The 25,876-nt window shown below is 35.0% G+C and carries 28 protein-coding genes; 5 read left to right on the forward strand and 23 right to left on the reverse strand.

Translation table 11 applies throughout. The annotated features are described in order from the left end of the window. Nucleotides 1–65 precede the first annotated feature (65 nt). The 5 genes from BQ5367_RS06415 (at nt 66) to BQ5367_RS06435 (ending at nt 4,837) form a co-directional block, all read left to right on the forward strand. The gene (locus tag BQ5367_RS06415; protein WP_071440703.1) at nt 66–1,250 is read left to right on the forward strand and encodes an IS110 family RNA-guided transposase; all 1,185 of its coding nucleotides are present in this window, start codon (nt 66–68) and stop codon (nt 1,248–1,250) included. Nucleotides 1,251–1,417: 167 nt separating this feature from the next. After that, nucleotides 1,418–2,527 (forward strand): 5-formyltetrahydrofolate cyclo-ligase, encoded by a 1,110-nt coding sequence (locus BQ5367_RS06420; RefSeq protein WP_268874442.1) that lies wholly within the window; start codon nt 1,418–1,420, stop codon nt 2,525–2,527. Nucleotides 2,528–2,709: 182 nt separating this feature from the next. Continuing rightward, on the forward strand, nt 2,710–3,105 hold the full coding sequence (locus BQ5367_RS13810) for a DUF402 domain-containing protein (RefSeq protein ID WP_268874443.1): 396 nt from the start codon (nt 2,710–2,712) through the stop codon (nt 3,103–3,105). Between the two features lie 56 nt (nt 3,106–3,161). Then, entirely contained in the window at nt 3,162–4,064 is a 903-nt protein-coding gene (locus tag BQ5367_RS06430) for an ABC transporter ATP-binding protein (RefSeq protein WP_202615276.1), read from the forward strand. Continuing rightward, entirely contained in the window at nt 4,046–4,837 is a 792-nt protein-coding gene (locus tag BQ5367_RS06435) for an ABC transporter permease subunit (RefSeq protein ID WP_071441703.1), read from the forward strand. Before BQ5367_RS06430 ends, BQ5367_RS06435 begins: the two co-directional genes overlap by 19 nt. A gap of 261 nt (nt 4,838–5,098) precedes the next feature. On the opposite strand, the gene BQ5367_RS06440 is transcribed toward BQ5367_RS06435, so the two are convergent. The 23 genes from BQ5367_RS06440 to BQ5367_RS13815 all read right to left on the reverse strand — a co-directional run. Further along, complete coding sequence (locus tag BQ5367_RS06440; protein WP_071441704.1) at nt 5,099–6,460, reverse strand: recombinase family protein; 1,362 nt, start codon at nt 6,458–6,460, stop codon at nt 5,099–5,101. Between the two features lie 298 nt (nt 6,461–6,758). After that, the gene (locus BQ5367_RS06445) at nt 6,759–7,463 is read right to left on the reverse strand and encodes a type III toxin-antitoxin system ToxN/AbiQ family toxin (RefSeq protein WP_071441705.1); all 705 of its coding nucleotides are present in this window, start codon (nt 7,461–7,463) and stop codon (nt 6,759–6,761) included. Nucleotides 7,464–7,860: 397 nt separating this feature from the next. Further along, complete coding sequence (locus BQ5367_RS06450; protein ID WP_071441706.1) at nt 7,861–9,135, reverse strand: toprim domain-containing protein; 1,275 nt, start codon at nt 9,133–9,135, stop codon at nt 7,861–7,863. Between the two features lie 2 nt (nt 9,136–9,137). Next, on the reverse strand, nt 9,138–9,569 hold the full coding sequence (locus tag BQ5367_RS06455; RefSeq protein ID WP_071441707.1) for a hypothetical protein: 432 nt from the start codon (nt 9,567–9,569) through the stop codon (nt 9,138–9,140). Between the two features lie 54 nt (nt 9,570–9,623). Beyond that, on the reverse strand, nt 9,624–10,799 hold the full coding sequence (locus tag BQ5367_RS06460; protein WP_143052357.1) for a DUF5011 domain-containing protein: 1,176 nt from the start codon (nt 10,797–10,799) through the stop codon (nt 9,624–9,626). After that, a complete protein-coding gene (locus BQ5367_RS06465) occupies nt 10,759–11,760 on the reverse strand; it encodes a pentapeptide repeat-containing protein (protein ID WP_071441709.1) in 1,002 nt (333 codons plus the stop codon). Before BQ5367_RS06465 ends, BQ5367_RS06460 begins: the two co-directional genes overlap by 41 nt. Then, nucleotides 11,744–13,765, reverse strand: a complete 2,022-nt coding sequence (locus tag BQ5367_RS06470) for a type IV secretory system conjugative DNA transfer family protein (RefSeq protein WP_071441710.1) — start codon at nt 13,763–13,765, stop codon at nt 11,744–11,746. Before BQ5367_RS06470 ends, BQ5367_RS06465 begins: the two co-directional genes overlap by 17 nt. A 3-nt stretch (nt 13,766–13,768) precedes the next feature. Beyond that, nucleotides 13,769–15,562 carry a relaxase MobL gene (mobL, locus tag BQ5367_RS06475; RefSeq protein WP_071441711.1) on the reverse strand — a complete coding sequence of 598 codons (1,794 nt, stop codon included), beginning with the start codon at nt 15,560–15,562 and terminating at the stop codon, nt 13,769–13,771. Between the two features lie 81 nt (nt 15,563–15,643). Continuing rightward, on the reverse strand, nt 15,644–16,588 hold the full coding sequence (locus BQ5367_RS06480) for a Fic family protein (protein WP_071441712.1): 945 nt from the start codon (nt 16,586–16,588) through the stop codon (nt 15,644–15,646). An 87-nt stretch (nt 16,589–16,675) separates the two neighbouring features. Beyond that, complete coding sequence (locus BQ5367_RS06485; protein WP_071441713.1) at nt 16,676–17,812, reverse strand: ArdC family protein; 1,137 nt, start codon at nt 17,810–17,812, stop codon at nt 16,676–16,678. Nucleotides 17,813–17,924: 112 nt separating this feature from the next. Further along, on the reverse strand, nt 17,925–18,611 hold the full coding sequence (locus tag BQ5367_RS06490) for an ADP-ribosyltransferase (protein WP_071441714.1): 687 nt from the start codon (nt 18,609–18,611) through the stop codon (nt 17,925–17,927). A gap of 86 nt (nt 18,612–18,697) precedes the next feature. Continuing rightward, nucleotides 18,698–19,951 (reverse strand): JAB domain-containing protein, encoded by a 1,254-nt coding sequence (locus tag BQ5367_RS06495; RefSeq protein ID WP_071441715.1) that lies wholly within the window; start codon nt 19,949–19,951, stop codon nt 18,698–18,700. A 137-nt stretch (nt 19,952–20,088) separates the two neighbouring features. Further along, nucleotides 20,089–20,523 carry a hypothetical protein gene (locus BQ5367_RS06500; RefSeq protein WP_071441716.1) on the reverse strand — a complete coding sequence of 145 codons (435 nt, stop codon included), beginning with the start codon at nt 20,521–20,523 and terminating at the stop codon, nt 20,089–20,091. 405 nt (nt 20,524–20,928) lie between these two features. Next, nucleotides 20,929–21,384 carry a hypothetical protein gene (locus BQ5367_RS06510; protein ID WP_071441718.1) on the reverse strand — a complete coding sequence of 152 codons (456 nt, stop codon included), beginning with the start codon at nt 21,382–21,384 and terminating at the stop codon, nt 20,929–20,931. A gap of 17 nt (nt 21,385–21,401) precedes the next feature. Further along, a complete protein-coding gene (locus tag BQ5367_RS06515) occupies nt 21,402–21,620 on the reverse strand; it encodes a hypothetical protein (RefSeq protein ID WP_071441719.1) in 219 nt (72 codons plus the stop codon). 275 nt (nt 21,621–21,895) lie between these two features. Continuing rightward, the gene (locus tag BQ5367_RS06520) at nt 21,896–22,498 is read right to left on the reverse strand and encodes a hypothetical protein (protein WP_071441720.1); all 603 of its coding nucleotides are present in this window, start codon (nt 22,496–22,498) and stop codon (nt 21,896–21,898) included. An 18-nt stretch (nt 22,499–22,516) separates the two neighbouring features. Beyond that, a complete protein-coding gene (locus BQ5367_RS06525) occupies nt 22,517–23,257 on the reverse strand; it encodes a hypothetical protein (protein WP_071441721.1) in 741 nt (246 codons plus the stop codon). Between the two features lie 374 nt (nt 23,258–23,631). After that, the gene (locus BQ5367_RS06530) at nt 23,632–23,892 is read right to left on the reverse strand and encodes a Txe/YoeB family addiction module toxin (RefSeq protein WP_071441722.1); all 261 of its coding nucleotides are present in this window, start codon (nt 23,890–23,892) and stop codon (nt 23,632–23,634) included. Beyond that, entirely contained in the window at nt 23,893–24,159 is a 267-nt protein-coding gene (locus BQ5367_RS06535; protein ID WP_071441723.1) for a type II toxin-antitoxin system RelB/DinJ family antitoxin, read from the reverse strand. A 277-nt stretch (nt 24,160–24,436) separates the two neighbouring features. Further along, the gene (locus BQ5367_RS06540) at nt 24,437–24,724 is read right to left on the reverse strand and encodes a helix-turn-helix domain-containing protein (RefSeq protein WP_071441724.1); all 288 of its coding nucleotides are present in this window, start codon (nt 24,722–24,724) and stop codon (nt 24,437–24,439) included. Beyond that, nucleotides 24,721–25,083 carry a type II toxin-antitoxin system RelE/ParE family toxin gene (locus BQ5367_RS06545; RefSeq protein ID WP_071441725.1) on the reverse strand — a complete coding sequence of 121 codons (363 nt, stop codon included), beginning with the start codon at nt 25,081–25,083 and terminating at the stop codon, nt 24,721–24,723. Before BQ5367_RS06545 ends, BQ5367_RS06540 begins: the two co-directional genes overlap by 4 nt. Nucleotides 25,084–25,134: 51 nt before the next feature. After that, the gene (locus tag BQ5367_RS06550; protein WP_071441726.1) at nt 25,135–25,392 is read right to left on the reverse strand and encodes a hypothetical protein; all 258 of its coding nucleotides are present in this window, start codon (nt 25,390–25,392) and stop codon (nt 25,135–25,137) included. Nucleotides 25,393–25,681: 289 nt separating this feature from the next. Beyond that, the coding region (locus BQ5367_RS13815) for a hypothetical protein (RefSeq protein WP_235858744.1) at nt 25,682–25,876 on the reverse strand (195 nt) is incomplete at its 5' end.

The following is a 25,876-nucleotide window of genomic DNA, read 5'->3' on the forward strand; positions in this document are numbered from 1 at the left end:
CAGGTTTTGTGGTTTAAGTGTTGTGGATACCATTTTCACGTATTTTAAAGAAAGGATTTTATATCATGAAATTAGTTGGAATCGACATTGGAAAGAATAAACACTTCTTTTGTATCATGGATAAAGATACCGGAGAACTTATCGTTCACCCTGCTTCTTTCTCTAATGATAAACATGGCTTTGATCTGCTTATTCAAAATCTTAAACCTTACTCTAAAAAATCTATCTTAATTGGTATGGAAGATACCGGACACTATCATTTTGCTTTGTTGAGATTTCTTCTGGATAGAAACTTCTCCGTTGCTCTTATCAATCCTACAACCACTGATTTTTCCCGTAAAATGCAAGGTGGTATTACCAAAAATGATAAGCTCGACACTTTGACTATTTGTGATGTCCTGGATACTCCAGAACGTAAAAAGCAGTATCGTATCACGAAAGTTAACAGCTTCGATCTTTATGAACAGAAACAGTTAACCAGACATCATCATAATCTGAAGGAAGAGCTCAATGTCTACTCAAACCGCCTGCAAAGGTGTATTGATATTGTATTCCCTGAATTCAACAGTCTGTTTGATTCCAAATATAGCCGTGTATATATGGCGGTGCTTAAAACTTTTGGCAGTGCTGAAGCTATCGCTAATGCTGATATAAGAAGGATTCGTCGATGCTTTGAATACAAAGGCAGAGGAAGACGTATTTCTTTAACCCCTGAAATGCTTAAGGATCGTGCAAAATCCTCTGTTGGAATTCCTTCATCAGCAGACGTTATTCAGATCAGACATCTGGTCGATCAAATAGAATTGATCCATGAGCAAATTACTGAAATAGATAAAAAAATAGAAGAGTTCTCGCTCAAGACAAACTCTCCTATCCTCTCCATACCAGGAATTTCTCATTTCTCTGGTACTTCTATTTTAGCGGAATTAGGAGATATAAGCAACTATTCTAATGCAAGAAAAATCATAAAGGCTGCAGGGGTGGCCCCTTACCATTACGAATCAAGTCAGTTTGCTGCACAGCATACAGCTATTGCCAAGAAAGGATCAAAGTATCTTCGAAAGACCTTGTATCAGATCATACTGACAGTTATTCGATGCAATCCTGTATTCAAGGAATACTATCAGCTTAAGATCTCTCAAGGCAAGGGACATCGCTGTGCTCAAGGACACTGTGTAAGAAAGCTGCTTAGAGTTATCTATCATTTAGTCACTACGAATCAGCCATTTAATCCTGATTTGTTAAGATAAATAATTAACTTCAAACAAATTTTAGAAATTCCCTTCATCAAGGTTGTTTTCATCATGCCCAAAAAGTACAAATCACTATTCACTTTTCAAAGAACAGCTCCAGCTAACATACAAAACTAGAAATTTTATATTTTCAAACTTTTTCATCTAATTCTCTTGATTTTTATATAGTTAGCTCCTTTGGCAGTGAAACAGATACTCATGAAATGATTTTAATGGCTTTAGCTGATCATAAACATGTTTATCTTCCTAAAGTAGTAAATAAACAAAAGATGGATTTCTATGAAATTCAAACGCTGGATGATATGATCGATCAAAATGCTTTTGGCATCAAAGAACCAAAAGAAAGCTGTATTAAAGTGAAGGCTGAGGATATTGAATTAATGATCCTTCCTGGTCTTTGCTTTGATTTAAAAGGGAATAGGCTTGGCTATGGTGGCGGCTATTATGATCGTTATCTTCAAGGTAAAATGATATATAAAATAGGAATATGTTTTGATGAACAGATCTTGAATGAAGAACTTGAAACGGATGAATATGATATTCAGATGGATGAAGTTATAACGGATAAAAGACAGCTGGCAGCAGGAGGAAAAATGATAGAAGAAGTAAGATATCTGGTAGCGGAATTATTAAAGGATGAACAGTCAGGACATGGTATGGACCATATAGAAAGAGTATTAAACTTGTCTTTAAAATTTTGTGAGAAGGAAAAGGCTCATAAAGAAATAACAGCTTTGATTGCATTATTGCATGATGTAGATGATTATAAATTGTTTGGAATAGAAGGGGCTCAAGAGCTTAATCATGCGAAAAGAATCATGAAGGAGGTACAAATTGATTCTGAGATCCAGCAACAGGTTCTAGAAGCTCTTAGCTGTATTGGCTACAGCAAAGCCTTAAAAGGGATCCGCCCTAAAACGATTGAGGGGAGAATTGTATCAGATGCGGACATGTGTGATGCGATTGGAGCAACCGGTATCCTGAGAGCTTACACATATAGTATGAAAAAGGGTAAACCTTTTTTCAATAAAGATGTCTTTCCTATAGAAAATCTGAATGCTGATACATATATTCAGAGGTGTTCTGAGAGCAGCTGTAATCATTTCTTTGAAAAATTATTAAAATTAAAAGGAATGATGATGACTGAAGCAGGTAAAAAAGAAGCCAAGCATCGTCATGAAATCATGGTGTCTTTTCTATACCATTATTTTGAAGAAGAGAATGTACCTGAATGGAGAGAATATTTAGATAATTATTTAAAATTAAAAATATAAAGAAGGTGTCTTATGATAATTAAGAAAAAAGATATGTGTAAAACAAACTGAACAGATGTTTAGAAAAAGAATATAAATATCAAAAGTTTGAATTTGATGGATTAGAAGGGATTGTCAGCTTATCTAAATTTAATAAACTAGTTGCGCCATTAGTTATAAATTATGAATTTGGAGATATTAAAATTGCTGATGATAATTATGTATGGCTACAGTTTGCCTTTAAGAATCAAAATTTCTGGCTGACTGCTATGTATGATGATGAAGAAGAATTAATAGAATTATATTTTGATATTACAAATGGTAATTATTTTGGCGATTTAAAAAATCCATATTTTTATGATCTGTTTTTAGATATCGTAGTAACAAAACAAAAGAAGATATATGTAATTGATCAAGATGAACTACAAATGGCATTTGATGATAATACCATTACAAAAGAAGAATATGACAGGGCTTTAGACACTGCTGATAGGTTATATCATTATTTAAATGAAAATGTAGATTCAATCATCGAATATTGTCATCAATGTTTACAAGAAATGAATTTTGATATTTCCAATAGCATAGATTATGAATGATATCATTAATACGATAAACAAATCATTTGAGAGTAGAATGTAACAGGAGAAAATATATGAAAAAGATGATTCTTGAAATTCAAAACCTAACAAAATATTATGGAAAGATAAAAGGAGTAGAAAACTTATCCTTAACACTAGAAGAAGGAGAAATATTTGGCTTTATTGGACCTAATGGATCAGGAAAATCTACTACCATTCGCTCTGTAATGAATTTAATTAATAAGACAAGCGGAAAAGTTTTGATAGAAAATAAAGAATTTAATAAAGATGATATAGAGATAAAGGAAAAAATAGGCTATTTACCAAGTGAAATTAATTTATATGATGATTTGACCGTTAAAGAAATGTTAGACTATCATGAAAGTTTTTATAAAAAAGATATTCATAAAAAAAGAATTGAATTAGTAAAAAAACTAGAACTCGATGAGAAGAAGAAAATAGAAGACTTATCCTTGGGGAATTTAAAAAAATTAGGAATTATCTTAGCTTTGGTGCATGAACCTAAAATATTAATCTTAGATGAACCTACAAGCGGACTTGATCCGATCATGCAAAATGTATTTTATAATATATTAAAAGAAGAAAAGTTAAAAGGGAATACGATATTTTATTCAACCCATATTTTAAATGAAGTTTCTAAAATTTGTGACAGAGTAGGAATCATTAAAGATGGACATTTAATTAAGATAGAAAAAGTAGAAGATTTGTCTAAAAAGGGTCTGACATTTGTTACTATAACTTCAGAAGAAGTAAAAGAAATTGTCAAAGATTTAAGAATAGATATTATTTTTGAAGAAGGGAATACGATTAAATTTGGAAATGTTTTACCACATGATGAATTGATAAAAAAGCTTTCAAAACACAAAATTGATAGGATCTTAATTGAAGAAGCAACACTTGAAGATGTATTTTTACATTATTACGAGGGGGATCAAGGATGTTTAAAAGAGAAATGAAAATTAATTTTAAAAGTTATATAATATGGACATCTGTTTTGATAGGGTTATTTTTAATCGTGTTTTTAGTCTATCCATCTATTATAAATAGTGAAAATATGGAAATGATCGATGAAATGATAAAAATATTTCCAGAGGAAATTTTAAAAGCATTTAATATGGATATTTCAAGTATAGATACAGCTTTTGGATGGCTTAAGACAGAAGGTTTTATATTTGTACTTTTGATTACAGGAATTTATAGTGGTATTTTAGGATCAAATATTTTAGTAAAAGAAGAAAGTGATAAAACAATTGAGTACTTAAATAGTGTACCGGTAACAAGAAAAAGTATCGTATTAAATAAGATCTTTTGTGGTTTTTTCTATATTATCTTAATGATCGTAACGATCGGAATATTTAATTTTATAGGATTAAGCTTAAGTGGGGAATTTGATGTGAAATCATACATATTATTAAGTATGACACCATTATTTACTTCAGTAGTCATATTTACATTATGTTTATTCTTATCAACTTTTGCACATAAAACAAAGAAAACATTTGGAATAAGTTTAGGAATCGTATTTGCAAGTTATTTTTTAAATGTTATATCGGAAATGGGAGAAAGCACAGAGTTTCTAAAATATCTGTCAATTTTTACCCTTGCAGATATTCGTAATGTAATTATCAATGCATCAATTAATCCGGTGATGATCGTATTAACGATAGTAATCAGTGGAATATTGATAGCTTTAACGATGATTCGATATGAGAAAAAAGAACTTCTATAATTTTCATCACTTTAAGTATTTTTCTTATGGAAAAAGAATGAGTTACAACATCCATTAAATTACTAAGTAAGGAAAAGATATAAAAATAAAGCTAATTCGCTGGACGAATTAGCTTATATTTCGTAAATGGAGCAGTGAGTTGCACAATTCCGAAACTAAATTTCGTCCATGCAGTTTTCTTGCAAAAATATAATATCATAAATGTTCAAAAAAGTATAGTAATTTTTTTAAAAAACTTAAATATGTGAAAAAGATTAAATATTAATTTTTCTTTTTTGATCTATTCAATTTAAATAAATTGATCGTTTTAAACTTATAGCTGTATTCTAAAGAACAATAATATTTTTGAAATATAGATCTTTTCTCTAATTCACTTAATGGAAAAAAAGTCGAAAAATATTCTTTATCAGCTTTTTTGATCTGAGCTTTGATTTTTTTGATGTTTTTTAGTATCTCTTTTCTTTCTTGCTCGTAATCATCATCTGATATAAGATTGTTATCATAATCATGGTTTAATATATCTTTTCTTTTAAATAGCCGTTTTTCTTTTTCTTGAAGTTCGAGATATAATTCTAAGTCCTGTGGCTTGTTTTTCCATTCAGCACGTAATCTTGGATAAACCATACAGTGTAGCTTATTTTCATTGATTCTTTTTAAACAATTGGGGCATTCATAATATTTGTATATTTTATATACTCTTTTGGAGGAATTTTTTTTGACGTTCTTTCTTACTTTGACTGTTACATCATTTCTTGTCCAACATCCACAGTCGGCACATTTCACAAGACCACCATATACATAATCATATTTTCTTGTTTTTGTAACTGAATCAAGAGATGAGTTTGCTAATTCAGCTAATTCTTTTGTTACATAGGCAGGCTGATGATTTTCCTGATAGTACCAGCATGAAGCGAAACATCCCCAGTAAATGGGATTTCTGATGATTCTAACAACAGCGTTTTCATCCCAACGCATTCCACCAGCTCTTTCTTTATCAAGTTTTCTAGCTAATGAACGAGTTGTATCTATACGATATGCAATAAAAGTAAAAATTCTAGGTATTATTTTTTCCCATCCGTATCCTTCTTTTTTATCAAGCTTTGTCCCGCTCTTTGAAGAAGCTGGATTTTTTACTCTAATATATCCCCTTGGTGCGCGTCCACCCTTGGAGTAGTTTCCTTGACGGGCGCTTTCCTTTAAGCCACGCAAGGTTCTCGGTCTTACCTGCGATACTTCATAATATGCTGTTAAGGTCTTTATATCACCGGAAAAACTACCTTGAAAAGTGCTTGTATCCCAGTCAAACGAGTTACTTACTACTGCTACATTAAATCTAGAAAACACTTTGTTAAAAGAATAGCGATGAACAGGAACTCTAGTCAAACGATCTGAATCGACAATATAAATTTTCCTAATCATTCCACGAGAACAGTCTTTCAACATTTTTTTCAATTCTGGACGATGAACATTCGTTCCTGAGTAGCCATCATCTACATACCAGGTCTCAATTTTTTCTTCGTTTCGCTCAGCCATTGACTCAATTTCCTGTTTCTGACCGTCAACACTATAGCCTCTTTTTCTTTGTTCGTCGGTTGACACACGAACATAACCAACATTGCACATATATATGCCTCCTTTTCAATAATAGGTAAGAGAAGTACCTATATTTTCTAAGAGGCATATTGCGTGTATTTCTGTCTGCCTGGCAAGCACTTTAGTGCGAGACGCCGTAGGGCAACAGTAGACAGAATATAAGCAATATGTTATTTCAATATATATGGGATATACAAAAAGGATATACAAAAAACGCTCACATAGATGCAAGCGTTTTTTGTAGTGCTTTTGATAACTAATACGGGATTATTTCCCATAGATATTATAGCAAAAGAAGAAAAAAAAATCCATATTTTTTAATCAAATTTTATCTTGATTTGCTTTTATACAGATCCATTTCAATCTTATATCGGATATCATCAAAATCATATCCATAAAAAATGTCTTTTTTTATATTTTCAATTTGCTGTTCACAGTAGCCCATATACTCAAGTTCATCAAATAATTCTTTAAAATCTTCCTGTTCTATTTTAAGATCATAAACCCATTGACGGCAACGATTTTCCAGCAGATTGAAATCAACGCATTTATCTTTATCGATATTCATATAATCGATTCCTTTGGTTATGGACTTATAAAGCTGATTTTCACAGAAATTCTTTATTTCATGTTTATGCTTTTGAATATATTCATACTCTTTGATAACAAGCGATCTGTATTGAATATCATTGATTTTATCAAATTGAACAGCTTTAAATTCTGAACGAGGTACTGGAATCATTTTACCCATCATAAGCTTTGCACAGACTTCGAGCTTATCATATCGAGAAAACGATTCAACGTATTTAACCGAATTGTCATAACCCGATCTTGCAAACTGAGTACCATCAGCTAGAATTTCATAATCTTTATCTGGTTTTGCAGAAGACAAGGGAATAAGGTAATTGAACCATTTTACAGGATGAATGATTCCAACGTATAACCTTGATCTATCCTTATCGTCTTTCATGACCTGTGGATCTATCTGATATAAATAATCAATGTATTCTTTATTTATTGTATAAAATTTCATAAAATTTCTCCTTAAATGTAATAAAAAAACACAGATCAATAAAATCTGTGCTTCTTTGTAGTTAAAGCCGGAACTAAGGCATCCTCTACTCCACATACATCATTATACTGTCACTTAGTATGTTTAGACAGTACCACTTTTGCTACTCAGCAGGTCATAGTGATAATACCTGTAATTATTATAGCAATCTTGGCCTTTTTTTTCAATATATATTCTTTCAATTGTCGCCATTAAGGGAAAATGTCACCTTTCGTTAAGCGAAAATGTCACCATTCCATATATCAAAAGCTTGACATCCTGTATTGTAATATACAGGATGTGTTTTTTATGAAAATCCTCTTTGCAAATGAGGATTTTTTGAAGAAAAAGAGCAAAGTTTAGTCATTGAAATGTAAATTTAATAGATTGTTTTATCTTTTTCCTTTCTATTATCTTTATAGTTTATAAGATCCTGATTCCAGTCTTTCGATTCAGGAATATCAGATGTATAGTTTTTGATTCGAGTAAAAAAAGGCTGATATTTTTCTACGAATTTATCATAAACCTGTCTTCCTGCTTTATCATTATCTGAAGCTATGATCACAGTATCGATATAGTCGTGGATCTCCGGTCTTGTAAGATAATTGATTCTGAATGTTTCACTGATACAGTTACACGAATCACTACCTAATACATTAAAATCAATTGGCTTGTTTAACTCTTTTGCCATTGAATAATAGCTGATGGCATCAATATAGGATTCTGTCAGAACAAGCTTAGTAGCTCCTGGACACACTTCTAAAAAATAACCTGTAAATGGATTGGAGCTTTCCTGTGTATTTTTAAAACTGGAATAAGTCGAACGTGTAAAGGCTGCATCGATTTCTCCTTTCCAGTTCCTGCAGGCAAATACGGCCATTCCGTTTTTATCCTGATAAAGAAGCCCCTGGCTGATCAGCTTATTTATCAGTTCTTCATCGCATCCTCTTTGATTGATCAGATAGTCCTTGATCTTGTAATTGGTATTTGCTTTTTCAGGAAGAACGAAGGGTTTTCTTTCTTCAGCTTCATATTTAAACTCTCGTTTTTCTTCTGGAAGATTTCTATAATACTTATCCAATTCTTCTATAGCTTTTCGAAATGAAAGCTTTTCTATGCCTGTAAGAAATTTGATTGCATCTCCGCTCTTGCCTTCTGAATTCCAGTAAAAGCAGTTTTTGTTCATGTCAATAACAAAGGAATCATGCTGTTCGCATCGATAATAATTGGATCCCTGTCTTCTAAATGAATATCCTGTACGTTCCTGAATGAAATCCAGGACATTGATATTTTCTTTCAGATTTTTAACATATTCATCCGAGTAATTTATATTTTTATTGACATATACTCCATCAAAGGCATCAGCAAGCTTTTGAGGTGTGGTTGTTACCTTAAAATATTCGATTCCGCCTTTTTTGTTGGTTACACATTTGCTGAGAGCCAGTTCACGATCAGCGTAAAAGTAGAGCAGGGTATATCCTTCCTGTCTTGGATCAGGCTTGCAGAAACACTCCGGAATCAGCAGAATATGAGAAGCATAGATACCTGCTTCTTTTGGCAGTACGACTCTTTTACTGTATTCGATTCCGTTTGCCTGTTTGACACGTCCTCGAATACGATCGTTCCCGACCGAAATAGTAATGATATCTTTCATAATTAGTATCCTTTCATCATGAGATTGACAAGAGACTGATTGAATTTCATGACCTGCTGGAATCGAGGCTGAAATAATATCTTATATCTTCCTCCAGGTTCTACACAGATGACACCAATGACCTTTTTTTCCTGAAGATAGCTCATCCATTTGTCATTGATAAGATTTTCCTTATCGGACGGAATGACGATCCAGCTTTTGTTGACGTATTCTGCATTTGCTTCTGCCTGAAGGATCACTTTTTTGATATCAGCTAATTTAAATTCAAAAGCATTAAGCTGATAATTTCCTTGAAACTGTTCAACAGTAACCAGGTCTGCTCCTCCTTCACGAAGCGGGCATTCAAACTGGTGACGATGTGCGCGTCCTGTACGATTGTAATTTTCCCAAAAAACTGTCTTGAGTTCTTTTTCACTTAAAAAGCCATTTCTCATAATTTCCTCCTAAAATTGTTTTTAAATAAAACAACCTGGCAATTTGCCAGGTTGTTAGCTTGGTGTATATTCATATCCTATAAATAGGCCATCATCTCCGGTAAGCACGCTGCATTTACCTGAATGATTTCCTCGATAAGCAGAGCAGGCATTATACGCATCCAGCGGATCATTTGGATTATTCGGATCCGGCATCATGTAGCCATCAGAAAACAGAAACTTTTTTGATGGAAGGGAAGATGGAACTGTAGTAGAATTATTGCTTCCTCCGCTTTCATTCTGGCTTTCTGAAGCTGAATTTGTTCCACCCGAAGATATTTGTCCATTCTGTGGTGTTTCTGTCTCAGATTCTTTTTTTATCAGCACAAGAAGTGTCTCTTCTGCTGAATTGCCGGATGTGTCAGTAAGACTATAATCAACATACTGTTCACTTTGTTCCCAGTCTATAACGTTGCTGCACTCAACATCTTCACTTGACAGCGAATCAATATTATCCCGCACTTCTGAAATGTAGGCTTTACAGGAGAAAGAATCTCCTTTCTTTATTTCTATTTTTTCTTCAGAAAGCTTGAGAACGGGAGCCTCTCCATCGATGACATTGACGATCAGATTTCTGAATATTGTTTTCTTTCCGTTCGTAACAGAATAAACAATCGTATATGTACCGGGAGTGCCTGAATCAAAGTCATTCGTATTGATCCGCAGTTCAGCATCTTCACTGTAGGATTCTACCTGGTCGCCAGGGTTAAACGCTTCATTTGTCTTAAGCTGTACAACCTGTTCTTTTAAAACGAGTTCAAGATTTTCAAAATATAAGGCAATCGTGTCTTTGTTTAGATAGACGAGACTGCATACTGCAATTACCGATGCTGCCAATACTATCATCCAGGTAATATTTTTCAGCCACTTTCTTCGAGTCCTTTCATACTGTTCATTGTAAAATCCCATTTCATTGTAGATATGTTCAAGAATTTTGCGCATTTCATCAGCGGGAATATCCGGAGAACAGATGACCTTAATATCAATACCGTTTTCTTTTGCTTCACGAAGTATTTTCATCTGCTCGCTGGAAAAGTGAATATTCGCAAATTCAGTTACATCGATACCATGTCTGTTTCCCAAATCGAGTTCATGCCACTGATCAGGGGTGAACGGAATGTTTTTAAATTTTTCTTTGATATCCTGCATGCTACATTCTTTCACTACCTGGCAAATTGCCAGGTAATTCATTTGGAATGATGCCCGCCTTCATAAAGTCTTCCTTATTTTTCTTATCAAGTATAATTCCATTCATCTTGGCACCGTCAAAAACATTCTGATAAAAATGGGCACCATACAAAATTGCATTGCTTAGATCAGCATTGGAAAAATTGCAGTAGGATAGTTCACATCCGGTGAAAATACAGTCGGTTAGATCACATCCGCTGAAATTGATTCCTGAAAGATTGCGATCCTGAAAGTTGAACGAATGAAAATCATGGTCTGAAAAATCCGGTGCTTTTGCTTTGTTTAAAAGAAGGGAGCTTCCTTTTTTCTCGTGTTTATCCAGCACTGTTTCAAGTTCTTCCTTGCTCATCGTCATCAGTCTGCTGTTTAACTGGGAATCCAGCATTTCAGTAATATATTCTTTCAAAGGAAGATATTTCTCAGAAAATTCATCACCTAAAAGATCTCCAAAGGACTCAAAAACACCAAACAGTTCAAAAAGGCATCGGCTTACCATACGATTGAATCTTTTTTGTATCTGCTCCTGATTCTTCTCGTATTTTTCAAATATCGTTCCTTCGACCTCGCACTGATTGACTTCTGCTCCTGAAATATCAGCCAGTGTGAAATTTGCATTGTTAAGAATCGTATCGTTGAACTGGCTGTTTGCAAAAACTGCTTTTATAAATGAAGCGGCCGGTATCTGACAGGAATTAAATTTTGTATCGTCAAATTTTGACTCATTGAATGAGACCAGGCCCTTGCACTCACTGAATGTACATGATTTAAACTCACATTCTGAGAAAATGGTATTGCTGAAACTAAGACCACTGAATTTCATTCGTTGGAAAATACATTTGTCATAGACAATATCTTCAGTTTCCATATTAGATACAATTTCCTCAGTAAAGGTCATACTGCTAATCAGTCCGTCATTCTCCTTCTTTTTTGCCTCCATAGTAAAATTTTTAAACTGTAGTTCCATAACTTTCTTCTAAGTCTCCTTTCTCTTTTAAGCGCTGTATCAGCATATCAATAATATTGTAGTAAGCAACTTCCTTAAATTTTGGGAAGGCTTGCCCGGAATCTCTCTTTCCTTTGTAGTAAACACATTTGTTGTAGGCAAGCATACGCGTGATAAATGGATTGCGTCTCTGGCGATGTATGACTACTTCACCAATATTAAGGTGCTGCAGACGATCGGTTGAAATAACTGGTCTTGTTTCGTATCGTTTTTGCGATGGAACCCACACCTGATGCGAACCGCACATATCACTGAAATTCTTTAGTGTTTTCTGATCGTTAGACATCAGAAATACAGTATTTGTACACTGGGACTGAATCGTTGCTGCCATTTTTTCACCATATTTGTCGCTAATCTGCTGATCATTCTGTACGGCAAGATAGAAACGGATGCCTCGTGATCTGCCAGCCGTTAAAATAGAATCAATATCCTGAAACGGCGGACAGTTTCCGAATTCGTCGATAATAAAGTTAAAAGGAATCGGCAGAAACTCGCCGGCACCGGTATGCTTTGTTTCACGGGTGACTTTAATGAGAGCTTCATAAAGCTGTTTAGTAAAAAGTGTGACCAGTGGATGATAGATCTTCTTTTCATCATGAACAATTAGAAAAATAGCTGTTTTCTTTTTGCCGGCATCTTCTAAGTTAAATGTAGTCTGCGATGTCATTTTCATGATGTCTTCATTTGCGGTTAGGATTCTTAATTTCTGGTTAAAGGTAGAAAGAATTCCTTTTGTTGTATCCGCAGCACCATCCAGTGTGTCGCGAAGCTGCATCGAACTAAAATCATCGGGCTTTCTAAAATTTTTGATGTAATAGCTCAGATAACTGGTGACATTGATTCCCAGTTTCTGTCGCAGTTCTTTAGAAATTGTTTCAAAACCCAGCTGTCCCAGCAGCTTTACTGATTTAAAGTTGATCAGCGTTTCTTTTCCTTCTTCCATCAAAAAAGATGCACATCCTGAAATCAGATCTGCTGCCTTTTCCTTCCAGAAAGGATCTTTTGTATTTTCATCATAGCAAAGAGTAGATGCCAGGGAAAGAAGCTGCTCATTTGCTTCCGAAACATTAAGTCTTGGCTTGGAAAGAAGGTGTTCGGCCAGTCTTCCGCCGCTAAGTCCCGCCTTTTTAAGTTCCCAGTCTTTCAGCTCTTTTTCATACCGGTCATACGCTTCCTGATAGGTTTTCCATATTGAGGTTAGAGGGTTCCATCCATCCGAGTTCTTCGGATCGATGAAATTCAGCTTAATCACATTATAGCCATCCCGAATTAGAGAAGTTGCGGTATAATCGTAAAGCTCGCCTTTCATATCGTTGATCAGCATAGACTCTCCCGTCATTCTCAGATTTTCAATGAGCTGAAGAATTAATGAGAACGATTTTCCGGATCCTGTCATACCTAATATTTTTGTGTGCGTATCGCCGGAGTCTACATAACTGTGGTGCTTGAATATCAGAGGTGTATAAATGGGCAGTCCGCCTCGCTTGTGGACTTTTTTGCCTTCGATATTCCAGGTCTTGATTGTATTCAGTTTTTTAACATCATCAACACGCAGCAGAGTAAGAAAACTGTTGATCAGCCGTTTGGAAGGATCCAGCCACTGATCAACAACATCCATAGCAGAATGCTCTAAAAGTTTTTCCGAATCATAGGAAAGACGAGTAGTACCTTTTTTAGCTTCGTGTAATGAAGATAATTTAGAAAAACTTTCCAGATCATCTTTACTTTTTTTCTTTTTACTGTGTGAACCGCTTGTGAGAATCATATAGATGATTCCAAGCCATATCAGAAGTCCGACAAAAAGAGTAAACTCCCACGCACCAGCTCGCAGTGACAGAAGGCTGGGGTCTAGCGAGATTCCGATTGGATCTTTCAGATATATGAATTTGATCGCCTGAATTCCTAAGAAGATGCTTAATGCAAATATGATGATTCCGCTTATGAGAATGAATAGTATTTTTTTCATGAACTAACCAATTTCCTTTCTTTGCTGCAGATAGACATCAAGGTCTCTTTCTTTTTCTGCAATATCACGGTTCATAGACCTCATCACATCCTTTTTCAATGCATTTGTGAAACCTGGTCCAGTTCGATAGGATCTCATTTTCTTGATGGACGGCTTGAAGTAAAGTTTCTTTTCTTCTTCAGCAGTATCGAGCTGCTGCTTCACATCGAACGTTCGCTGAGCAGGATAATTGGAAAAAATTCTTTCTTTTGATTCAGTATGTGTTTCCAGAATGTTGTCATTTTTCAGAATTTCAGAGTCCTCATGTTCCCGTACTATATATTCATCTTTTGTAAACTGAACAATGTAGTTCCCGTCATCTGTTTTAAATATATCTTCTTTTGGTATCATAAAACTGCTTTTAGTTCCTGGTAGTCTGACTACAATTCCATCTTCAACAGTTTTCACAATTTCTTCAGTAGAAATAGTGGACATTAAAATACCTGGCAAATTGCCAGGTAGGGAATCAAGCGTGATATTTGTGCGATATATCTTGTTTTTATAGATGCTGTTAAATATGTTCAGGACTTCCTTTGTCGTTATAGTGCCAGTAGAAATCGGTAAACGGTTAGCATAGATATCCTGCTTTGAGCCATATTCCTTAATCTGATAATCGATGTCATCAAACAAAACTACCGGATTTCCGTTTTCCGGCATAGTGATCTTGCTTCTATCGACTTCCACAGTAATGGGCTGAAAAGGTACTTTGATCTCAAAAGTTGAATCATTCTCTTTGATATATGAAGGATCAACTTCCATCTGTACTTGGAAATCCAGTCTGCCTTTATAATCCTTCAAAATTGCATTACCGACAAGAGTATAAAGATTTTTTATTTCTGCTTCCTTGATGGTCTGTATATCATGACCGGCGAATTCGTTCATCGCTGATGCAAGCTGATTTACTGTTTCACACCATTTTTCATAAACTTCCCGAACGCCATCAAGTTTCAGGCATTCTTCAATCTGTTCGTCAATAAGTTTTTTATAGGGAGCCATATTTTTCGAGTTATACTGAAGCCTTCCGGATTTTGGAAGCATCTTATATAATCCTTCTAAAGTTCTGACTTCTATCATAGATTTTTTGATGGATTCGATGATTTTATTCCTGTATGCGTCTTTCTGTTTCATATATTCCTCCGATGTTGTACCGACTCTTTCAGCCAGTTTCTCTCTTAATCCTAATTCTTCAATAAAGAAGCGTTTAAACGTATTGAGCTGTTTTTCAGTAATTTTTCCTTTAGTACGGCTTTGAGTACGTTCAAGAAATGTTAAATGAATATGGGGATGATCCTTATTTGTGTGATAGTTCATCCAGTAAATCATATTAGAAGGTTCAAGACCTATACTTTTAAAGAAACGGGGAAGAGCTTTGCTTACAGCGTTTGCCCAGTCGTCTACCGTTCGCATATTGTATTTATCTGCCAGATCGTAATCTTCCATAGAAATGACAGTATCCCATGCCAGATTTCCCTGTTCCGAAAATGCCTCAGCAACCTCTTTTCTGAATTCAGTATAGTTTTCATCTTTCAGCCATCCAAGATGCGTATATGTTTTTTCACTTCCACCATGAGAAGTATAGCCAAGAAAACCGCCTTTGCACTGGTTGTCTTTTCTTTCGTCTGCCGCATCTTCTCTTGAAGTGTAGTTAAACCATCCTACAAGGGAAGAGGCTGTTAGTATGCCTTTGAATCGGCTTCCTTCCGGCGCTTCTTTTCCGTTTTCGAGAAAACGGAATTTTCCAATCAGTTCCGGCACCATATCACTCCTTTCTTTTGTCTGAAATCAATTCTGTCTTTAAAATAAAATACCTGGCAAATTGCCAGGTAACATTTAAAATTTTCATCTTTTTTTTGATAAAGGAAGAACATGATCAATTGCCTCCATCCAAAGATCATCATCTTCAGAAAGAGAATGACCGCTTTCCTGAATGTAAGAAATAATTTCATCTATATATTTGTTTTTTATTAGTTCTCCTTTTTCAATGCTAATCAGATTTTTTTCAACAAGAGTATCGATTGTATTTTCATAATTTTTAAGCGCTTTTTGATCTAAACATTTATTCAAAGATTGGTTTCGCTGTCTGTTTTCTTTTTTTGACCAGGTTTTTTTCTGCTCATATAAAATAAAATCTATTAATGGAGTTAATTCGCTATCCTCCTGGTCGAATTTTTCTAAAGCGTTGTAATACATTTTTTTATCTTCTTCGTAGATGATAATGGGATCAATATCATGAATCATGAGATAGTAATTTAATAAAGTTCTTCCAACTCGGCCATTCCCATCGGCAAAGGGATGGATGTTTTCAAACGCTGCATGTAAATAAGCCGCTACAGTGATATGATCTTTTCCGTTATAGGAATTTATTTCCTGAAGTAAATCCATGAGATCCTGCTCAACATTTTCAGGTCGGCTACCCACTTCGTTGATTCCTGTAACATAATCATGTTTTTTAAATTCACCAGGTCTTTCACCGTTAATATTGTATCTATATTCATCATAAGTACCTTTTGTTAATTCATAATGAATAGCTTTGATGAGTCCTAAATCTATTTTTTCTTTAATTATAATTTTCTCCTTTAAAAAATTATAGCATTGTTTTTGATTTTCAATTTCAAATAAGGTTTTTAATTCTCCTGTAAATGATATAACTCTGCCTTTTTCAAAAATCTCTCTGGTGTCATGATAGGTAATACTGTCGTTTTCAATCTTATTAGAGTTATATGCAAACAAGATACGGAAATCTCTTAACTTATCATCTAATTCTTCAATGGTTTGAAATTTCATAAGAATCCTCCTGTTTTGAAACTATTATATCACAATTTATAGATATATTGATTTTTATTCAAATACCTGGCAAATTGCCAGGTAAATTTATCTGCCTTTTCTCACAGAAATATGAATATCTTCAGCAACCTCTTTAATTACATCAAACCAGATATCTTCGCTTTTTAACTCTTCAACCGAACATTTTTTTAATTGTTCAAGAACTGCCTCTTTATGTTCGGTCATGACAAGGTCTGCTGTATTTTGATCGATAAGTCCGTCTTCCACAAGTGTATTTATTCTATCTTCAAGAATCTCATCATTTATGATCCCTTCCTTGAGCTGATAGATTTCAAGATGGCCTGTTTTTGCTACATAGTCATAAATTGAATTAGCATCTTTGATTGCTCGAAATAATTCGTTTGGATCATTCTGAAGAATCGATATCCAGCTTTGTATGTATGCTTTATGGTTGTTTAAGTGTTTCTGATCGAACTGGAGCTGGAGATCAGCCGCAATGAATGAAGAAGCAATTTCTGCTCTTAGCTCTTCCTTGGCATATTCAGTCGTTCCGAATCCGTTGCTCAATTGCCGATTTAAACGGCTGCTATGTCCGGTTGCGTGTGATAACTCATGCAGGCGGGTTGTCTGATAGGAATAATTATCTTCAAATAGTTCTGATGGGGGAATGTGTACAGAATCATCGCCAGGACTGTAATAAGCCCGCCCGCCTTCTTCAATATAGGTTACACCCATTTCCTGAATGAGTGTGTCAATGAAAGGCTGCGGATCCTTTATCTTGTATAGCGGTTCCTCATATTTTGGAATCCCTGTAATCTGTTCACCGTTGAATACAGTGTAGTTTCTAACTTTCCATTTAATAAATGCTCTTCGGCTTTCATCTGCACTGATAAGATCATTTGCTTCCTTTATGGAAATATTTTTTCTTTGCAGTTCATCATAGAGAGACCAGAATTCTATGGGTGTTCCTTTTGCTCCTGCTTTAATACGCCATCCTTTTTCGTTTGCCTGATGAAGCGTCATCCATCTTGGATCATTATAGTTATTGATATAGGCGATATGTGAGAGCAGAAGCTGATTCATTCCGTTATAGGGCTTTTTGGTAATGCCGTTGATAGCTTTTCCGCTTGCCCATTCCTGATGCCAGGGAATCACATCCTCCTGCAGAGCATTCAGGTATTCATCGACTAACCGCTGACGTGCCTTGTTTAATTCAGCACTCATATTCCGTTTCCTCTTCGGCTGGTTCATTTTCAAACGGGTTTTCTTCTATAATAATGCCATTCTCGTAAATGAATTCTTCCAATCGATTGTTCATATAGACACATCCTTTCTTTTAGTTTTCAAATGTAATAAGCTCACATTCATAGATCATGATGCCATTCTGCATATAGGGATATTCGACCATTCTCAGATAGCTGTTTGGATAAATCACCATTTCCTGTTCATCTCTTGAATGGATGACATCAGCATAAAAACCTTTTGTTTCTTTGTCTACATAGATCTTCAGCATATTTTTATATTCTGAAAATACTTCACCTTTCCGGTCGATCAGTGTTTTCGCCACAAGACCTGTACTCATAAATCCTTTCTCCTGAAAAACAGATCCTGCTCCTGTTTTGTTTGCCTGAACCAGCATTTCAGTAAAATGATTATCGACTCTGCGATATACAACGATATTTTCTGGAATTCTAGGTGCAGAACAGACAACGATTTTCATTAGATCAGTCAATTTAGAATAGATGCTTTCCTGATCGTTGTTTCTCAGAACCTGATTGATATCACGATACATATTTCCCAGATAGCACTCAAGTACAGAAGTATATAGAGGATCATTGACGGATTCATCCGCTTTTCTCATCGTCTCTTTGTATTTTTTTGCCCATTCTTTATAAATAGATTCTCCCCAGCTGCTTGCTTCATTCCGATTCATAAATTCTCGATAATCTTCCTTTGCTTTCTGCATAGGGATAATTTCGCCGTATTTTCTTTCTAGACTTATTTTTCCAATTTTATCAAACATATTTATCTACCTCCAGTAATTTTTAATAAGATATTTTAGTGACGGCACAAGCTAGAATTTACTACCTGGCAACTTGCCAGGTAGCATCAGCGTGACATTCTTTGATGTAGGCCGTGTGTCTCTACGATCTCATCAATAGCTTCCAGCAGAATGTCGTCATGGCTCATGAATTCATTCCGAAAATCATTAAAAGCGTTCATGTCACAATGTTTTTCTGCAATAGCAGAAATAATCTCATCTTTGCAGTCCTGATATATGCTGCTGATCAGTTCTGTATCATAGTCGGTATTGTCAGCAAGAGTGCTGACTTTTAAATCGATGGTGTAATTCAGATAATCCTCCAGCATTTTCTTATTTGATTCCAAAAGACTCCTTTCGAGTTCTTCAAAAATCTTGACTGGTTCATCATTATAAAAAACTCTTTTGCCTTTCCACGACTTGTTTGTATCATTGATCGCATTCACAACTTTGATCCCTCTGCCGCCATCATTGACAAATGAATCAAGATTTTTGGTATAGTCATCTACAAGTATGTCAAAAGACCGGATGCCTTTTTCTATGTAAAGACTCTTAGGTTCACCGCATTTCGCAAATAGAATGTGGTCCTTTTTCAGATTTGAAGTAACATAGGTGGAAAGCCACTCTTTCTTTTCAGGTATTGCATAGGGAGATTCCACCGCTGCCGTCAATATGTAGCACTGTTCCGGATAGCAGTTGATCATCATGTTCACAGCTTCCAGAACAGAAGTCTGCGGCAGCAGATTCTTGAAATAACCCTGCTGATACAAAACTTCTTCCGATTCGATCTGATTGTTGAAATGAGCAAGTACGCCATCCATATCAAAAAATATTCGCGATCCGCTAAGCATCTGTTCTTCCATGTATTTCAGGGAAGTCGAATATTTAGCAGTATCTTCCATTTTGTATGAGTAAAATTCTTTTCTTCCAATGATGATATGATCGAGAAATTTGATTCCTATTAGTTTGCAAATTTCTTTAATTTTTTCAGTTGTAAAATTATCAGCATGACTTGGCATGCAGTTTCCGCTAGGGTGATTATGGATCAGCATGATTTGAGCTGCATTGGATAATAAGGCAGATTTTGCAATATTCTTGAAATCTATAAATGCCTGATCCAGTCCGCCGACAGCTATTACATGAGCATTGAGTACCTGATTGGCATTATTCAGATTGAGACACATGACCATTTCACGATCGAGCCATTTCAGCTCATTGGCAATAACATTGATAGCTTCAAGCGGGGAATTGATAGCCTTATCTGAAACCAGTTCTTTTTCCTTGACAAGACGGATGCCTACGATATCCAGTGAGTTATTCATTTTTATCCACCCTGATGCCTTCTCTTGAAATAATTAGTTTTTCATCTTCGTTTAGATTAATGATCATTTTGATAAGTTGTTCGCAAGTAATTGAATCCATTTTAGTCTCCTTTCAGATTACCTGGCAATTTGCCAGGTTATTTTTTTTCAGATAGTTTTACATTTACAACATTGGGAATGTAGTCTTCATATACAGATTTTTTGTTGTAAAGCACATCACGTATTACGCTGTCATCGCGAGGAAGATCTGTATTGAATTTTGCAAACAGATAAAGCAGTTCCAGAATCTGATGCTGATTGAATAAAATCGTATTGAGAGATTCATCACGAATGTTCAGTGCATCGTTGATCGCACGCTGGATAGATAGCTCCACTCTGTTGAGGTATGCACTTCCTACCTGAGCATCGATCTTCATTGTATAAAGCTGGTCTATTGCTTCTTCTATAATCTCTGTTTCACTTTGTCCCTTTAAGCCAAGCGTTTCTGCCTGCTGCTGAGATATGTCTGTAAGCATTTTTAATTTATCGAATGTTTCTTTTGAGAAACGGTAAGATTTTTGTGATTTTGCCAAAAATATGCACGCTCCTTTCGTGATACAGTAAAAAAGCACAAAAATTGAAAATCAGCCCTAGAAATAAGGACTTTTTAAGGAATTTATTGAAGGAAAAAAGCAAAGGAAAAACTGTATCACAATTTTGTGATACAACGTGATACAAAAAAAGCCTTTAAAATTAAGAAATCGCCCGTTGGGCGATTGTCCAAAAAAGAGGAATGTATCACATTTCTCCTTATCCTGGTAACAAAATACTAGACAAAACGGCTGTATCACGTTTTGCTGGCATTAAAAGAAAAAGAGGGAGGAATATAACGGAGGAATATGATGGGAACTCTGCTGGAATTAGACTGAACGATTTACCTGGCAATTTGCCATGTAAGAGGGGAAGATTTAAAAAAAGCAGAATCGGTTGAGATTCTGCTAGTTCAACTGGTCTTTATTGGTTTCATCAATGATATCCAGTATGCTGTCCATACCTTGAGAAGATATCCGTTTAAAGTCCTCAGCAATTTCATCTTTGATGATAGTGTTTTTCTTAATTTTGGAAAACTCCTGCCAGCAGTATTCCAAAGCGTCTACCATTGGTGATGAAATACTGTTGTAGTTAGTTTTAGTGTCTATCAATAGCAATGCCTTAAAGAAAAACTTTGGATTTTCTTTAAGCATTTCATTAAGCATATCATAATAAGGTTTCAATAAATTCAATTCTATGCTTGGTTCATTGCTCATCAGTTCAATAAGTTCTTTACTTAACGTTTTTTTATAATGTTCTTTTGGAACGATTGTATTTTCAAAACTATAAGTCATATCACTGATACTTTGTGCCATTTTGTCTACTGGCAATTTACTAAACTCATCATAATATTTTCTACCCATTTTAATCGCCCTCCATATTATTTCAGCAATTCATTTCCAATGCTTGTCATCATACCAGTCAGAACACCATTCTTTACCAGTTTTCTGATATGAGTGATGTCACCGAAATAACCGTCATCACACTGTTCATCAGTTGCAATGGAATAGACTGTATTGTTGTACAAATAATAGTCCCAGTTTCCGTCCGCTTTTAGTAAAAGTGTGCCTTTCTTCCTTACTTCATGTTCTCTATACATTTTTTCCTCCTTTGTGGCATGGTAACCACGAACTCTGTAAGGCTCATGTACCTTACACTTTCTTCGGATCAGCAGCTGAGGAGGGAAGTCAAGCGGCAAGCACTTTAGTGCGAGACGCCGTAGGGCAACGCTTGACGAGCGATGCAGCTGCGATATTCCATATTTCTTTTGTAGGATCAATAGAAGGCAACATGGCAATTTGCCATGTTGGAACCATAGAACATATTGATACAATAAAAAAGAAGGCGTAAATATTCAGCCTTCTTATTGATAAATCAGTCCCATTCGTTTATATCGACAAACTCCCATTTTCTGATAAGCATTTTGTCCGTATATTCTGAGTTTTCAAATTTTTCTAGCAATACACCGATTTCTTGTGCATCTGAACCTAAGAGTTTTTGAAGCATTTCTACAACTGATTCTTCGGTTTCATCTGTACAATAATCTTCCTTTACCATACCAACATCTTCCCAAATATCTACGAGGTAGCAATCAAGCATTGCGGGGTCATTCGTGCAGTAAATACCGCATCCACATTCCTCGGCTGAATATATCAGCTCGCCGCCTGGAAGATATTTTTCAAGAAGTTTTTGCCAAAGTTTCAGCATTGGTACCCATGCAGTTTCCGTATATATGACTAGCTGATTTCCCAGATTTTCCATGTATGTGATTTCTCCTCGGCATCTTAAATCAGATACTTTATTTTCATCTATGGTGCCGATGCCTGAATTTCCAACAAGATTACCCAGCCATGTTTTCCCAAAGCCGTTTCCTTCATAGTCCTTACTCATGAGATTATTCAACTTTTCTTCGAATTCCTTTAGTTTTTGTTCATTTTCATGATTGATTGTGATATATGTCGTACACCAGTTTGGCATTTGTTTCGCTCCTTTCTATTACATGTGATAATCAACGATAGTAATAAGTAAATCATTGTCCGTATTTTTAAGGAAATTGTCATAATACTTTACATGCCAACTTATTTCTTCTTTTCTCCGTTCTTCCCAATCCCATTTAAATTCCGGTTCGTGCCACTGCCCTTTACAGTCAAGAACTGCATGAGTTGAAAGGATGGCGTTGAGTCTTGCAAAATTTTCTTTTGAACCATACTTCTCTACATAGCACTTTTTCAATTCATCATTCATGGCATCAAATTCATTAAACGTTGAATTTCCTTCAATATTTTTTTTCCAGTATGCAATGGCATCAGCATATAACTCTGTATCAGGCTCTAAATCAAGTTCCTTTAGATAGCAGCTATTTGTCTTTGTTCCATTCTTTGTTTTTAATAGATTATCCCATCTTCCTCCGATTTCATACCAGTCCCATTTAGAATAAGGATTATAGGTTGAAAGTTCATCACCGTTTTCGTTATATAAGCTATCTTCATCCTTGAGAGCATTATAGAACTCCTCATCTGTTTTACAACTTATCAATCGTCTTTCCCATTCGGTTAGATTGTATTTTTCTGTTGCTTCTCTTTTTAAGATACTTACCTTTAAATTTTTGGCTTTTTCTATGAGTTCTGCCTTTGTTCTGATTACATGAGGTTCTACTTGAAGTCCTTCATAAAATGGTTCCATTAAATCTTCGATACTCTGATTCTTATAGTGAATCACCGCTAATAAATAATGCATCATTTCCTCCTTTGTGGCATGGTAACCACTAACTTAGTAAGGCTCATATACCTTACACTTTCTTCGGATCAGCAGCTGAGGAGGGAAGTCAAGCGGCAAGCACTTTAGTGCGAGACGCCGTAGGGCAACGCTTGACGAGTGACTTGGATGCGATATTCCATATTTCTTTTGCAGGATTAATAGAAAACAACATGGCAAATTGCCATGTTGGAACCTTAAATCATAAATGTCGCGTATTACAGAATAGTGAGAAAATTAAGTTGTTTATGATATAACGAAAAAAGAAGCTAAATTCATTAGCTTCTCATTTTATTATCTTGCTGTAAATATTCATTTTGGTATGAACAATAAATGGTTGCATGAAATAATTTTATTTAATCGTCATAGTGTCCTTTGCATGAAACTATATAGATTATTTCATTTTCTTCATAATAAACAAGACGGTTGACATCATCAATGCGTCTGCTCCACATTTTGCTTAAATTTCCTTTTAAAGCTTCAGGCTTGCCAATGCCATCATAAGCATTTCTTTGTATGTCCTTGATAAGAGTGTTAATCCTTTTTAAAGTCTTTTTATCTTGTGTTTGCCAGTAAAGATAGTCATCCCATGCACGGTCTTCCCATAGCAACTTCATTTACTCTTCCTCAATAAGCTCGTGTTCAGAAAAATGTGCTTGTCCGTTTTTTATATCTTCAGCTATTTTTTCTAAATAACGAATATTGCTTTTTGAATAGAATGGATCCACAGAAATTTCAAAAGGGATGCGCTTTTCTCTTGCTACTTTTTTTGCAAAAATTGTAAAAGCCGTACTCATAGACATTCCCAATTCTGAACAAGTTTTTTCCATGCTTTTCTTCACATCTTCATTAAGCTTAAAATTGACATTTACCATTTGTGACATTTAGAATCACTCCTTTTCTACTTAAATTATAATCTAAAATAAAGAAAAATACAATAAAAATCATTTAATAATTCTTTATTTTTTCTATGATACTCCTCAACACTTCTTCTTCCCTTTACATATAAATTCCATATTTCTTTCAAAGGATTAATAGAAAACAACATGGTAATTTGCCATGTTGGAACCTTAAATCATAAAAGCTGTATTACAGGACAAGGGATAAAATTATGTAGTTTATGATAATACGAAAAAAGAAGCTAAATCATAGCTTCTCATCTTATTTTCTTGTTACAAACTGAATTTTTAGATCCATGTTCAAAGCGTCGGCAATCCGTTCCAGTATTTTTAGTGATAACGGTCGTTGACCACTTTCAATCTTGCTGATGTCCGCCTGTGTCATTCCACATTTATCTGCAAGTTCCTTTTGAGTCATATTTTGCTGATGCCTTGCATGAATCAGTTCAAAAATAGGGTCAAGTTCTTTATCAGGTTTCTCGTATTCCTTTTTAAATTCGGGATCCTGAAGCTGTTCATTTAAGAAATCACTAAATTTTCTTTCTTTCATTTCCTATCTTCCTCCTGTTCCTGTAAATAATCACTTCGATATGCTTTTGCAATTCTAATTTCTGAAATTGGTGTCTTTTGTGTCTTTTTAACAAATCCATTTGTCAGTACAATTTTTCTGCCTATGTAGAAAAAATATAAAACTCTTGTTATATTGGTTCCTGTTTTTGCTCTTAATTCAAAGATTCCATCTTCAAGATGTTTACTAAAAGGTTGTCTGAGCATATTTCCTTCGAGTTCCAGTAGCGAGATCTCTTTAACTATCTTAGCTCGCATTTTTTTATCCAAAGAGAGAAGAAAGTCTTCAACAGGGCACTCACCATTTCTCTTTCTATAAAAAATTACTTCAAAATTTTCCATCAACTTTATCTCCATTTATATAATATGGAAAAATTTCCATATTGTCAAGTGTTAGTTTAAAATTTCTCCGTCGATTCCACCACTTAAATTCCAATATTCTCTTAAATATTTTTCAGTTTCTTCAATACTAGCTTGTCCATCGTGACCATCATCAATTTGATAAGTGCCATCGATATATTCAGGTTCTGTTCCTAAAGGGATCGTATCAATATTGTTCTTTAAAAATTGAATAGCTTCTTCAATGGTTTCAGCCTTTACCTCTACTTTGTCCCAAACTTCCCATTTTACTGGAATACTAAATTTTTTCATTTTCTTACCTCTAAGGGGATTGCCCTGTCTCTGCAAGACATCTTGTGTACCTTACACTTTCTTCGAATAGCAGCTGAGGAAGGAAGTCAAGCGGCAAGCACTTTAGTGCGAGACGCCGTAGGGCAACGCTTGACGAGTGACTTGGATGCGATATTCCATATTTCTTTCATCGAATCAATAGAAAACAACATGGCAATTTGCCATGTTGGAACCTTAGATAGAATGAGAAACGATACTACATAAAAGCAGGTGGCTGTATTTCCACCCGCTTTCTGTAGATTTTTTTTCTTTATAGCTTTTTTTCATCTTCTTTATCTGCGTTTGATTTGCTAGAATCCATCGCTGATTCATTCAAATTTTCTGCAAAATTCAGGAAATTAGTTTTGATATCTTTAAGTCTACTGAACTCATACTCGATTCGACTTTTGAGACTTCTTCCATCTATTGCTTCCTCATAAAAATATCCCTGTAAAGGACACCCCGG

Origin of the sequence: Traorella massiliensis, assembly GCF_900104665.1 — a bacterium.
GTDB lineage: Bacteria > Bacillota_I > Bacilli_A > Erysipelotrichales > Erysipelotrichaceae > Traorella > Traorella massiliensis.